This is a genomic window from Acetilactobacillus jinshanensis (genome assembly GCF_004359375.1).
GTDB classification, from domain to species: Bacteria; Bacillota; Bacilli; order Lactobacillales; family Lactobacillaceae; genus Acetilactobacillus; species Acetilactobacillus jinshanensis.
This window is the reverse complement of record NZ_CP034726.1, coordinates 196,925-209,692: the sequence shown is the minus strand read 5'-3', so window position 1 is coordinate 209,692 and position 12,768 is coordinate 196,925. Positions and strand designations below refer to the sequence as shown.

At 40.6% G+C, this 12,768-nt stretch carries 14 protein-coding genes, 1 tRNA gene and 2 riboswitches; of the genes, 8 read left to right on the top strand and 7 right to left on the bottom strand.

Annotation, left to right across the window (positions count from 1 at the left end; translation table 11 throughout):
* Window positions 1-7: 7 nt before the first annotated feature.
* On the bottom strand, window positions 8-232 hold the full coding sequence (locus ELX58_RS01035) for a hypothetical protein (RefSeq protein ID WP_133441327.1): 225 nt from the start codon (window positions 230-232) through the stop codon (window positions 8-10).
* An 18-nt stretch (window positions 233-250) separates the two neighbouring features.
* Here ELX58_RS01035 and ELX58_RS01030 point away from each other — a divergent pair, with 18 nt between their 5' ends.
* Window positions 251-679 (top strand): hypothetical protein, encoded by a 429-nt coding sequence (locus tag ELX58_RS01030; RefSeq protein WP_133441326.1) that lies wholly within the window; start codon window positions 251-253, stop codon window positions 677-679.
* Window positions 680-816: 137 nt separating this feature from the next.
* Here the strand turns inward: ELX58_RS01030 and ELX58_RS01025 are convergent.
* Together ELX58_RS01025 and ELX58_RS01020 are read right to left on the bottom strand one after the other, a co-directional pair.
* Window positions 817-888 (bottom strand) — tRNA-Arg (locus ELX58_RS01025).
* A gap of 49 nt (window positions 889-937) precedes the next feature.
* Window positions 938-1,270, bottom strand: a complete 333-nt coding sequence (locus tag ELX58_RS01020) for a hypothetical protein (protein ID WP_133441325.1) — start codon at window positions 1,268-1,270, stop codon at window positions 938-940.
* A 122-nt stretch (window positions 1,271-1,392) separates the two neighbouring features.
* On the opposite strand from ELX58_RS01020, the gene ELX58_RS01015 reads away from it, so the two are divergent.
* Complete coding sequence (locus tag ELX58_RS01015) at window positions 1,393-3,246, top strand: FAD/NAD(P)-binding protein (RefSeq protein ID WP_133441324.1); 1,854 nt, start codon at window positions 1,393-1,395, stop codon at window positions 3,244-3,246.
* 84 nt (window positions 3,247-3,330) lie between these two features.
* Here the strand turns inward: ELX58_RS01015 and ELX58_RS01010 are convergent, their stop codons facing one another.
* The 3 genes from ELX58_RS01010 to ELX58_RS01000 form a co-directional block, all read right to left on the bottom strand.
* Window positions 3,331-4,059 (bottom strand): LVIS_2131 family protein, encoded by a 729-nt coding sequence (locus tag ELX58_RS01010; RefSeq protein WP_133441323.1) that lies wholly within the window; start codon window positions 4,057-4,059, stop codon window positions 3,331-3,333.
* A 20-nt stretch (window positions 4,060-4,079) separates the two neighbouring features.
* Entirely contained in the window at window positions 4,080-4,886 is an 807-nt protein-coding gene (locus ELX58_RS01005) for an HAD hydrolase family protein (RefSeq protein WP_133441322.1), read from the bottom strand.
* Window positions 4,887-4,977: 91 nt separating this feature from the next.
* Window positions 4,978-6,006 carry a D-alanyl-D-alanine carboxypeptidase family protein gene (locus tag ELX58_RS01000; protein WP_162614581.1) on the bottom strand — a complete coding sequence of 343 codons (1,029 nt, stop codon included), beginning with the start codon at window positions 6,004-6,006 and terminating at the stop codon, window positions 4,978-4,980.
* Between the two features lie 138 nt (window positions 6,007-6,144).
* Window positions 6,145-6,235: riboswitch (TPP riboswitch) on the top strand.
* Window positions 6,236-6,311: 76 nt separating this feature from the next.
* Between ELX58_RS01000 and ELX58_RS00995 the strand changes: the two genes are divergently transcribed.
* The 4 genes from ELX58_RS00995 (at window position 6,312) to ELX58_RS00980 (ending at window position 9,164) form a co-directional block, all read left to right on the top strand.
* Window positions 6,312-6,875, top strand: coding sequence for an ECF transporter S component (locus tag ELX58_RS00995; protein ID WP_236747685.1), 564 nt, complete (start codon window positions 6,312-6,314; stop codon window positions 6,873-6,875).
* A gap of 15 nt (window positions 6,876-6,890) precedes the next feature.
* Window positions 6,891-8,270, top strand: a complete 1,380-nt coding sequence (locus ELX58_RS00990; protein WP_133441320.1) for an ATP-binding cassette domain-containing protein — start codon at window positions 6,891-6,893, stop codon at window positions 8,268-8,270.
* A complete protein-coding gene (locus ELX58_RS00985) occupies window positions 8,267-8,908 on the top strand; it encodes an energy-coupling factor transporter transmembrane component T family protein (protein WP_133441319.1) in 642 nt (213 codons plus the stop codon). Before ELX58_RS00990 ends, ELX58_RS00985 begins: the two co-directional genes overlap by 4 nt.
* Before the next feature lie 67 nt (window positions 8,909-8,975).
* Window positions 8,976-9,164, top strand: coding sequence for an LBP_cg2779 family protein (locus tag ELX58_RS00980; protein WP_133441318.1), 189 nt, complete (start codon window positions 8,976-8,978; stop codon window positions 9,162-9,164).
* A 79-nt stretch (window positions 9,165-9,243) separates the two neighbouring features.
* On the opposite strand, the gene ELX58_RS00975 is transcribed toward ELX58_RS00980, so the two are convergent.
* Window positions 9,244-10,410: a hypothetical protein gene (locus ELX58_RS00975; RefSeq protein WP_133441317.1), complete on the bottom strand. Its 1,167-nt coding sequence runs from the start codon at window positions 10,408-10,410 to the stop codon at window positions 9,244-9,246.
* 126 nt (window positions 10,411-10,536) lie between these two features.
* Window positions 10,537-10,635, top strand: a riboswitch (purine riboswitch).
* 67 nt (window positions 10,636-10,702) lie between these two features.
* Between ELX58_RS00975 and ELX58_RS00970 the strand changes: the two genes are divergently transcribed.
* Together ELX58_RS00970 and ELX58_RS00965 are read left to right on the top strand one after the other, a co-directional pair.
* Window positions 10,703-12,046 carry a nucleobase:cation symporter-2 family protein gene (locus ELX58_RS00970; RefSeq protein WP_133441316.1) on the top strand — a complete coding sequence of 448 codons (1,344 nt, stop codon included), beginning with the start codon at window positions 10,703-10,705 and terminating at the stop codon, window positions 12,044-12,046.
* Between the two features lie 344 nt (window positions 12,047-12,390).
* Window positions 12,391-12,750 carry a hypothetical protein gene (locus ELX58_RS00965; protein ID WP_133441315.1) on the top strand — a complete coding sequence of 120 codons (360 nt, stop codon included), beginning with the start codon at window positions 12,391-12,393 and terminating at the stop codon, window positions 12,748-12,750.
* Window positions 12,751-12,768 lie beyond the last annotated feature (18 nt).

The window sequence follows — 12,768 nt, the reverse complement described above, 5'->3', positions numbered from 1 at the left end:
GAGTATTCTAGTTATTCAAGGAGTACTCCAGCATGTACATCATCCCGACGATAATTATATTAACGGCCGTTTTCTTATGGCTATCGAATAGCATTAAGAATGAACCGCCGATCACCAGTCCGTCAATTAGCCAATTTTTCGTTAAATTAACCCGACGACATTGGTTAGTAACCCCAGTCATCATTATGATCTTAGGTTTCAACCTAATCTTTTTACGATTATTGGGAATCATAATGGATGGCTTTTTATTATGTTGACTGCTCATTGGTGCTACAAAGTTATTCAAAATACCCGAAAACAGCTACAATATATTAGATCAATCAGTCCTAATCATACATATCACTATATTCAAATCCGTCTAAGTCCTGAAGATAATAAAAAATTGGGTGGTAATGGACTGCATTATATGTTTATTAATCCCAGCTCTAAAGTAATTGTCTTCCCCGAATCAAAATATGGTAATCATCGTAAATATTATTTAACTAAAATGCAATTCAAGCCCACGTATGGGCCAAATTACTTACGTTTAACCTATGATGGTAATCAGTGCACACGAAAAGCCCTTTTTAAAGATATAAAGATGGGACGTGCCTACAATAATCAAATTACCGAAATCCCGAGTATTGCTTATCTAACGTTAAAAAATGATTGGAGCGTCACAATTATTATTCAAGATTAAACTTCATGACCAAATCAGTGAAACGGTTGATAATCTTAAGAATAAATGGAAAATTTCGAATTTAAATCCACATCAAAATTAAGCAAATAAAAAGCCGTCAGGAATAAATCCTAACGGCTTTTTTGTAGTTCTCTGAGTGGACTCCCTGGGAATCGAACCCAGATCAAGAGGACCGAAATCTCTTGTGCTATCCGTTACACTAAGAGTCCATAACTCACTACACCTTTAATAATAACGAACTTTTTATTTCAATGCAAGTCAGCTATTTTGAATGGCAATTTGATCAGCTTGATCTTCTAGATTAATCCGTAAAAACAGGGCGTTCTTCCTGAAACTCTCAGCAAAGGTCTTGTCCTTTGCAGATACCTGAGCGACCTTAGCATTATTAACGTTATTGACCGTGATCAAGCCCGGATTAGTCATCTCGGCGGTATCATAATGACCTTCTTCAGCGTTATCGAGATAGATCTGAAAGAGGTGCAATACCACGTGCGTAATAAATTCATCGGCATCAATTTGCTGACCAGCCTGTCTTAAATCGTTTAATTTAATGCGAACTTCCGCCATGTTTTCAGGTACTAACTTGCTCATCTTGAACCCCTCCATAATCTAATATACCACAGCCCCTTTAAATTATATCGAGATACCACCTATAATTAAGTTAATACTAAAATTGAAATAAACATCAGATTACTAAAACCAAGGTGAATTATATGAAAGTTGCTGTCGTTGGAGCCGGACCCCGTGGCCTGCTAATTGCATCCCACCTGATCTATCATTTCTCCCAGAGCTCCGTTAAGAAACTCCGCATCCAGATTTTCGATCCCTATCCAATCGGTGGTCGAGTCTGGAAAACAACCCAACCTAAACTATTGATCATGAACACCATCGCTCAGCAGATGACGATGTTCGATACCCAAAGCTTTACCGGGCCCAACCTGTATCAATGGGCTAAAGGTCAGGCGATCCCGTACATCGAAAGTGAAGATTATCTGCATAAAGATACATTCATTAACATCGCTAAAGATTTAGGACCAAACGATTACACGCCCCGCTGTATCTTCGGAGTTTATCTGCAGTGGTTCTATAAAGAGATCACAACTAACTTACCAAAAGGCTTAACGATTCAATTCATTCAGCATTCCGTTAAGGGTCTTAAAAAGATTGATAATGGCTATGAATTAGAACTCGGCAACCATGTTCAATGTGATGCTGATAAAGTTGTTATGAACTTAGGTCAGCAGGCTAATAAGCTAACTCGGGATCAGCAATCGCTAGAAGATTATGCCTTTAAACATGACCTCACGTATTATCGAGAAGGATATGCCGAAGACAAAGATCTCAGTAAGATTAAGCCCCGCCAGAAAGTTATTATTCGTGGGATGGGTTTAAACTTTGTTGATTACATGACATTACTGACCGTTGGCCGTGGTGGTAAATTCCACAATCATGACGGCCGACTTAATTACATTGCTTCAGGCAATGAACCGCGCATTATTGCCGGTTCCATTCGTGGTGTTCCGTACTATTCCAAGGCCAATAACCAGAAAATCAACGGCCACCATGAACCAACGCACTTCTTGGATGAAGCTCACGTTAAGGCTCATTTAAACAACCGTCATTTAAGCTACAAGGTCTTCATTCATTTATTACGTTTGGATATGGAACTGGTTTACTATACCCATCTAATCAAAGCTAATTACCATAACCTCGACGCTAATAAATTTAAGCACGCTTTCTTAAAGAGCAACGATCCTGATAAAGTCGTCAAAAAGTATCATTTTAAGAAACAGGACCTGGTTGACTGGCGCAAGATCTTGAACCCAGTTGCTGGTCTGAAAGTTACCAACTTAAAGGATTACCGAAACGCCGTTATCAAATGGATGAACGGTGTCATTAATGATGCTAACTTGGGTAATAACACCAGTTCGTTAGCTTCAGCTCTAGAAGTGGTCCGTGATGACCGAACCCCAATTAGAAAGTTAATTGCCCAGAACCGTTTTACCGATAGTGAATACGTGCTTCGGTTCTTACCGATTTTCTATTCAATCAGTAAGTTCCTGTCAATGGGTGCGCCGGTCGTCTTCATGAACCAATTACGAGCATTAATGCGGGCTCGAATCATTACGATCCTAGGACCACGGATGCACGTCATCGGTGCTAAAGGTCATTTCATTGCGGCTTCTGAATTTTACCCAAAGGAATACTTTAAAGCCAACACCTTAATTGAAGCTCAATTACCGAAGCCACGGTTAACCCTATCGGCTAATCCGTTACTTGAATCGTTACTTCAAGATGGCACCTTAAGTCGACCAACCATGAAGTTAGCTAACGGTCAAAAGTACAAGATCAATGCAGCTAACGTTAAACGTGGTACAGATCAGGTCGTCAACTACAGGAACAAGGTCCAGCATAACTTATACATCTGGGGATTAACTACCGAAGGTATTTACTTCAACACGGCTAATAGTCCCCATCCAAGTGGCCATGATGCTTTACTGCATGCGGCCAACCGAATTGCTCGGCAAATGTTGGGTATGAAATTCAAATCATATCGATTAATGTAATTTAAAAATTATCTAAGATACAAAAAATCGTCAGATCAAAATCAATTGATCTGGCGATTTTTTATTACTTAATATTTTTACGATTTAGCCTTTTGGTACCATCCGTTTATGCTTTTTCTGTAACTTCTTGGTGTTGATGTAGATGCCATGCTTGTACTTCTTAGGTACTTTAATGAAGTTATAGTAAAACTTTTTCTGACCGGCATGTAAACCAATTCCGTTACCAGCGTTGTTCTTGAAGACGGTGCTCAACTGAACGACTTCCGGTTTGTCCTTACCTAAAGTCTTCCAAACGGATTTCTTACTCAAGTACTTCTGAGCTTCATGAGATAAGTTAACGTCATGCTTCAACTGGTTACGGTTACTGATCAAGATGGAATTACTGCTGCTAGCGGCAACTTTCTTACCATTAGCTGCAAAGTGATACTTTTGCTTAAAGTTCCGGGCCTTCGTCTTACCAATCATAACGTAGTACTTATGAATCTTCTGGTTCGGGTGCTTTAAACTTAACTTAGTTTGGCTTTGGGTAATTGGACTTGATTGAACCGTGATCTGTGAATTAGCTGGTAAAACGTGATGACGACGGGTCGTTTTACCCATCCCAATCAACAGAACAACCAAAATCAAGACTTCGAACAAGGTAATCTCGAAATTATTCTTCGAAACGTTCCAAGATAACTTGTGTTTCTTGTTACTCATGGCCGTCTTGATTAAGCGTTTCTTTCTTGCATGCGAATTATGAATGATGAATAGAAAATAGGCAATTATGGCCAACCAAACAAAAATGCCTAGCCAATTCCATGCTGACGACATATTACTTCATTCCCTTTCCTTTAAGGTCGTTTCAATAATTTATCAATTGCGTTTAACACGACTGCATCCCGTGCCGGACCAGATAACGTTTTGGCAATATCGCTGACCTGAGCGTCGGCATTCGGAAATGTATACGAATACTTAGCCGCGTTCAAGTAGTCAAAATCAGCAGCATCGTAGCCGAAGGCGGCCGTCTGTCGATTCCGGACCTTCAAATGATCCTGAATCGTTTCAAGAGCGTTACCTAAGTCAACTTCTGGAGCTAGGATGTAAAAATGCTTCTTACCACCCTTGATCAAACGAATTGAAGTCTTAAAACGATTTCGTAACTGACGGGCGTATTCTGCAACGTTCGGTAACGGAACGTCAACTCTGATCTGATAGATCTGACTAGCGACCATTAGTAGATCTGAAACCCAGTGAGTGGTTGGGTATAATTTCTTTAAATGTTTATCGATATCGCTACCAGGAATTGCGTTGGTAATGGTGCTTAAACGGCCTGACAACGTTAACGTCGTCTTACCAAAAGCCGGTTTTTCGCTCATCCAGTTTAAGATCTCACCTAAAGTCGTGGAGTCAAGCTTGTTTTCTTTAACGTTAACCCCGTCAACCACAACTTCAGCACCGTTTTCGGCGATGTAATCTAACGGACCTTGAACATTCTGAAATTTAGCTAGTAAATAAGGATATGATTTTGGTGTAATCAGAACCAATCGAGTCCCGTGTTTTTTCATTTCGTTTAACCGTTTCTGCAATCCTGATACGTTAACACTTCCGTGCTGATCCATCAGCATCCCTTCTAAACGGCTAGCAACCAATCTAATCATCAAAAGCCTCCGAAAAGCGTTTAGCTTGGTATTCAAGCCAAACGAAAGTTAATTATACATAAATTATAGCATTTTTGGGATTACGACTAAATCATGCTCGGGGATTGGCATTGACGAAGTACATCAAGGAACGGGTATCTGTCATATCTTTAACGTCATGAAGAACAACGGTGATAACCCGATCCTTATGCTTAGGTTGTTCGGTACCGACAAAGCAGAATCCAGCATCTGGAGTGAAACCGGTCTTTAGACCGTCAACCGGTAAGTTCTTTTTAGCAAAGGCTTTCCCTGGTAGTAATTCGTTGACGTTATAAAGGGTCTGACCATCAACTTTTTTGGATACCACTCGCGATGTTTTAATCACACCAGGGTGCTGAATTAACAAGTGCTGAGCAATGATCGCTAATGCTTTAGCAGAAACCATGTTACCTGCCTGTGAATTACCAGCAACTTTTAATCCGTACGGCTTCAAATCGTCATTTTCTAATCCCGAAGCTGAGATGAAATGAGCCTTAATGTGCCAAGCCTTAGCCTGAGCATTCATCATCTTAACGAAGGTTCGATTATTACCGGCAACCCATTCGCCTAACGCAATCGCTGAATTATTAGACGACTGAATCATTGCCGCCTGGAATAACTGGCGAACGGTGTAACGATGACTCTTCTTAAATTTAAAGCCACCGATTTTCTTGTTATAGCTCATTTTACGCAACTGTTTATTTTGAGCAGCCTTTACAGGCTGGTCCCAGCCGTGGACATGATTAGCCTTTTGTTCAACTAAATATAGCGTCATCAGTTTAGCAACCGACGCAACTTTTCTAGGTTGATTAGGATTCCGCTGATACAGGATCTGACCCGTTTTAGCATCCATCGCAACGACACTCTTGGCGTACTTCATCTTGGGTGCTCGGGGATTCTTAATTAACGCTAACTGACCAACCTTTCGACCACTTGGAGTGTGACTTACATAGTTAACCCGTTTTTTAATTTGACGAGTCGTAATCGGTCGACTACTGGTCATCATCCGGTGATGCTGAATCACACCGTAACTACCGGTAGCAGCTAAGATAACTATCACGCCAATCGCTAACTTAAGTCGAAACCTAGTCTTTTCCCTCATGTTGACTTCCTCCATTTATAATGCGATACCTTGAAAATCAAAGTCTAAGTTAGCACTTATCAATCCCGCCGGCAAGCGCTTTACCTAATTTTTTGCATTCACCATGATTACCCGCTACGATTAATTATGAAATCAATATAATGTTATCTGGGGTGCCGTAATGGCTGAGATAGACCCATTGAACCTGATCTGGTTAGCGCCAGCGTAGGAATGATGTCAATCATCACAGTTTCAATCGAATTGAACTTGAAATTATGGTCTCCAGATAATATCTGGAGACCTTTTTTGTAGTAAGGAAGATAATTTTGACTCATCGTTGGAACTTACGCAACATTATTATGTTGACTTTAATTAGTATCTTTTGTGGGGTTATTTTCTGGGGCACCAGCTTCATTTACAACGGGCTGGTATATGTATTGACACCGATCGGCATGAAGCCCTTTGCGAATGAAATCCTGGTTGGTCTTTATATTTTGGCCGGACCGTTAGCCGCTTGTCTCTTCAAAGTCCCAGGCGCCGCCACATTAAGTGAAGTCATTGCTTCAATCGTTGAAATGTTTTTAGGCAGTCAATGGGGCGTCATCGACATCATCGCCGGATTGATCCAGGGTGTCGGTTCCGAAGCTGGTTTTGCGTTAACCGGTTACCGTCATTATGACTGGTTCGGTGTCACCATGGCTGCCATTACCGGTACGGTCGTCACTTATGCCTATGACTGGTTCAACTTGGGCTATGGTAAATTAACCATCCCGATGAACATCGGCATCGTGATCGTCCGCTTCATCTCGTTAATGATCTTCAGTGGTTGGTTACCGTTAGCCATCAGCCGGAAATTGACTAAGAGTCACGTCATGCAACTACACAAATAAGGAGTTCGTTAGATCTTGGAACAACTTCGAGTTAATCAGTTAACATTTGAATATCCACACCATACGCCAACCTTACGAAATCTTAGCGCGGTCTTTAAAGCTGGGACCATCAGCTTAATCACCGGTCCCTCTGGATCAGGAAAATCAACGCTTTTACAACTGCTGGCAAGGTTACTGTCAAAAGCCAGCCATGGTCAAATACTTTATGGATCCAAATTATTAAAGAACATCCCTGCTCAGCAGTTAAGCCACTACGTTGCCATGATGTTTCAGGATCCCAATCGGCAATTTGCGATGCGAACGGTCAAGCATGAACTGATCTTTACATTGGAAAATCAATCCGTTCCGGCAAATCAAATTGCCCAGCAAGTTAATGCTACCCTAGCTAATAATAATTTAACGGATTTCAAGAACCGAAAGTTAAACACCCTTTCCGGTGGCGAAAAGCAGCGGGTCGCCCTAGCAATCATTACCGCTTTAAATTCAAAGGTGATTTTGTTAGACGAGCCGTTTACGAACGTTGATCATTTTTCACGAGCTAAAATCATGCATCAACTGGTTAATTTGAAGCACGCTGGTAAGATTATCATTATCGTGGACCATGATTTACAGGGTTATCAAAAAATCACCGATCAGCTATTGATAATGAAGAATGGTCAGTTACAGCCCGCTAAATTTAGCCAATTTCAGAACGAGTTAAAGACAATCGATTATCAATGGCAACTACCGAATGATAATAATCAATCAATTTATCAGATTAAAGACTTTAGTGTTGGTTATCGAAAGCCATTAATTACCACTGATGATTTTAAGGTATTTGCTCATCGCGCTACGTTGATTACCGGCCCAAACGGTTCCGGCAAATCAACGCTATTTAAGGCGTTATTAAACTTGATTAAATATCACGGCCAAATCACCTACCAAAAGAAACTCGTTCCGAAATTAAAGCCCCGCAAGTATTATCATGACGTCAACTTAGTATTTCAGGAACCCATTAATCAATTCCTGGAAATTACGGTTAAAGAAGAATTAGATCTATCAACGCGAGATCATACCAATGGCAAAAGTTTGTTGAAAAAGATGCTTAAGTTTACAGGGTTAGACCATCACCTTAATCAAGTTGTGTACTCGTTAAGTGGTGGTCAACAAAAGTCCTTGCAACTAATCGAGATCTTAATTAGTAACACACCGATAATGTTAATGGATGAGCCGTTTCAGAGCCTTGACCATCGTTTGATTCAATTCTTTAAACAGCTACTAAAAAATGAAGTGCAAAATAAACACCGGACTTTAATCGTGATCAGTCATCAAATTGCACCGGTTGCTGATCTATTTGACTATCACATTCGTTTAGCATCTCATCACCTGAAATACTTAAGGGGGCTTATTCAATGAACGCCGTTATGAAATTAGGCATATCCCTATTACTCGGAATCGAACTATCGTTTACGCCAAGCTTAAGCCTCAACGTCGGTCTGATCATCGCGAGCTTAATCTACCTGTTCATCAGGCATATTCATTGGAAAGTCCTCTTGTACTTAATGTTGGTACCGGTTATCCCGGCAGTTGGAGTAGCCATCACGCAAATCATGTATGGTGCCGGACTTAATTATGGTGTGATCCTAGCAACCCGTATCTACGCTTATATTTTGATTGGTGCTGACTTAGTAATTAATACGACAGCCCTCGAGATGACCAACGCGTTAGAAGAAAACTGTCATTTACCAGCCAAGTTTGCGTTCGGGATCTTAAGCGCTTTAAACTTAATTCCGCAAATTGTTTATCAGGTCAAAGTTATCAAGGTCGCTGCTGAAATGCGTGGCGTTCACCTAACCTGGATCTCACCGACCCTTTATTTCAAAGCCATCTTGGCCTCAATTCAATGGGCCGACCAATTAGCCAACGCCATGAAGTCGCACGGCTTCGTGGAAGATGCGCCCCGAACGCATTATTATCAGTACCCAATTCACCCTAGTGACTGGTTTAAATCCATTGGACTCTTCATAATTATTCAACTCTTAATTTTTATCTAATGGTCATTATTAATAAATTAAGTTATAATATGTTCAGACACATCGATTTCATCAGGAGGATTGCAATATGGCATTTAGTAAGATTGCAAAAGAAATTATTGATTACGAAAAAAAGCATAATGGCATGACTGATACCCAGTTAGCCTTTAACCTTCATTTAAGTGTCGAACGTTTACATGGCATCAAGTCCATGCAAAAGCTCCCAACTAATGAAGAAAAGACAATGATTGAACAATTCTTCATTAACAATAACTAATTTGAAATTATTTAATTAAGACTCAAAAAAGAGCTTGATCTCATAAAAAGATCAAGCTCTTTTTGTTTACTCTAACTAATTATTTTTTCCAGCTTTGAACATCGAGTTGCTTTTTAACCAAGTAGGTGCCTAAATAATCAAAGGCAATCTCCTGTAAATCATTTAAACTGATTTCGTGGGCAACCGACAAGCCCGTCTGACTTTCGTTAACGGGTCTGAATAATAAAACGCCCTGACGAAGTTGACTCGGATAACCCATTTCACTATGGGCTTCACCTTTGGTCCTGATTCGAACCAAGCGGTGCATTACTAACGCCTGCCGTAATAATGCTGGTGCCATATCTTCAGTTGGATCAAAGACTCGATCATCATTTAAAACCGGTTGGACTAAGTTCTTGGCCTTACGGTTAACTTCGACAAAGTGATTAATGATCCGTAAGTAATCACTCTGTTGAGCGAGATAGCAAGGGCTATCTAGTCGCATCAAGACGTAACCACCAAACTGACCGGACATATCAATGACCTTCATCATGACGTCCTTAGAATTAATGGCAACGACCCAGCCAACGTAGAAGTAGTTCTGATCCTGAACCGATTCAACTTCGATCAACTGATGATCTTGATAGGACTTCTTTAGGCCCTTCATAATTGCTTCTGGCGCAGACTGACTGACCGTCGGAATCGATTTACCCATTAACAATGATTTGGACTTACTGAGTAACGTTAATTCTTTACCCTGAAATTCGATAACTTCGATTTTGTCATACGAAATCGTCATCTTTTCACGACGTTCAAAATGAAACTTATTAATGGCCATAAAACTAATCTGGTTCTTACCGATCTTTTCAACGAAACCTTCAATGTAATGGGCGCGGTCCGTTAATTCAAGCATTACTTCCTGAACTTCAACGAACGACCGGCCCAGGATCTGTTTAGTCAAATCCTGATTTTCGAGTAATTTCATTGGCGTCTGGCGAGTATATTCGAGTAGACCGTTTAATTGTGCTACCCGGATTCGAACGCCCATCGCGGTCAAATCATTACTGTAGAATTCGACGTGATAAATGTCGCCAAAATTCAGGAAGACCATCCCGTCGGCCATCCCATACTCATTAAACGTTCTGATTACTACCCCGTCGTTGCCTAAGACGTAGACGTATCCGGTGTAAAAGACTTCGGACGTTTTCTGATAAACGTTAATTAACGATTTTCGGCGTTTGGCCACGGCTAAATCTTTTTCAATCACGGCCGATCGCCCTTTCTAATGTCTGGATTATATCTCGATTACTTACAAGATTAAGGTACTGAGTACCATTGTAACCGAAAATTAACTTATCGTCATTGTTAGAATTTTCAACTAATGTTAAAATTTAGTTAACTTAATGTGATTGCCTATATAATACCAAGATGAGGTTGGTTAGTGTCTACCCGAACCCGTAAAGTTCGGACTATAAGCATTAAGGCCGTTGTCATCAACGCCACCTTTACTTTTCTCACCTCCTCAGCAATCACAATTGTCAGGAGGATTTTTTGTTATTATGTTTAAACATCATCAAATTAATGATGAAGCAGGATTAAAACAGGTTCCGCAAGGTCAAGCTGCGATTCTGGGCCTGCAGCATCTGTTAACGATGTATTCCGGTGATGTCATCACAGCATTAATCATCGGAACTTTCTTACGGTTAAGTGCTGGTCAGATGACGTTATTGATCTCCACCGATATCTTCATGTGTGGGGTCGCTACGTTATTGCAGTTAAAGCGAACCTTTATTACCGGGATTGGACTCCCAGTTGTCCTCGGTTGTGGTGTTCAATACATTACACCATTAGAAACGATTGGTAAAAGCTTTGGCCTTAGCGTCATGTATGGATCAATCATTGTTGCCGGGCTATTTGTCTTTCTGATTTCAGGATTATTCTCTAAAATCAGAAAATTTTTCCCGCCGGTTGTCACCGGTTCATTAATCACCATCATTGGTTTCTCAATCGTCCCAACCGCTGTTCAAGATTGGGGCGGTGGCAGTTCTAATGCTGCATCATTTGGTAGTCCCAAAGATTTAATCATTGGTTTCATTACGATGATGATCATCGTATTGATCAACGTTTTTGCGCACGGTTTTCTGCGGTGTATTTCGATTTTGATTGGGATGATTGCCGGGACCGGAATTGCGGCGGTTGAAGGAATGGTTTCACTTAGTGCTATTGCTAAAGCCAACTGGTTTCGCATCCCGCGACCGTTCTTCATCGCGATGCCCCATTTTCAGTGGTCCAGTTCGTTAACCATTATTTTGGTTGCCATTACGGCCATGATTGAATCCACCGGAGTCTTTTTCGCCCTAGGTGATATCGTCGGTCGACCGATTCACAGTAAAGACTTAGGCCGAGGTTACCGTTCCGAAGGTCTAGCCGCCATCCTTGGTGGGATTTTTAATACCTTCCCATACTCAACGTTCTCCGAAAACGTGGGTGTTGTTCAGTTATCCGGAATTAAGACCCGTCGACCAATTTACTATGCGGCTGGTTTCTTACTGGTATTAGGCTTCTTGCCTAAGATTGCGGCACTATTCCTAATCATTCCAAAATGTGTCCTGGGTGGTGCCATGGTACCAATGTTCGGTGTCATTGGGGTTCAAGGAATCCGGGTCCTCCAGAAGGTTGACTTTAGTAAGGATAATAACGATCTCTTGATCGTTGCCGTATCAATCGGTTTAGGCTTAGGTGTTACCACCTATCCACAGTTCTTCCAGTTCTTACCACAGTCATTACAGATTATCTTGGATAACGGAATCGTCGTTACCAGTATCGTTGCTGTGGTATTGAACTTAATGCTGAACTACATTCCTGAAAAACTGAATAAGAAGAAAGTAACTATTAAAGATTAATAATTATTGACGAATAATTACTTATAAAGTATTATTTAAATTGAAGACAGAAATGAAGTCATTATTTAAAATAACTTGTTACCAGTAGGTCGGTAACAAGTTATTTTTGTACATAAAAAAAAGCGTGAGTAATATTTACTCACGCTAAAGCACACTATGAATTATTATGGTGCTTAAAAAAGCGGTGATTTATCCAGTGTGTTATTAAGTAGGTCACCACGCCAGACAGCACCGTCAGCAGAAATGAAGTCATTATTGCCACCTCCTTATATTTGAGATGACAAGCAAAAGTATATCAAAATTTATTAAGTATGTCTTTAATTTAGACTAAAGAGATGAATCCTATGAAAAATCGCTTTTATCAACCCAAGAATTCAAAAGACGCGATGCGTTTTATCGAAGAACTTTTTAATAAGTATCGTAATGCACCGTTAACTAAACCGTTGTTGCAGTACCATGAAAAGCTGATGTTTCAGATCCACGACAACGTCTTACCCGTTGCCAAAAAGGAAGGTATCCCTGACCGAATTAAATCGGCTCAACGCATGTATAAGATCATGCGACAATGGATCACTATCCGGATGAGTGGACACGCTTTTCAGGGCAAGATGCGCCACTTCAAGATCGATAATCATCACCATAAATTCAAGGCTCGTCACATCAAAATCAATAATGGGCATAACTACCAAACTAGTCGCCACTGATTTTCACTTTTAATCAAA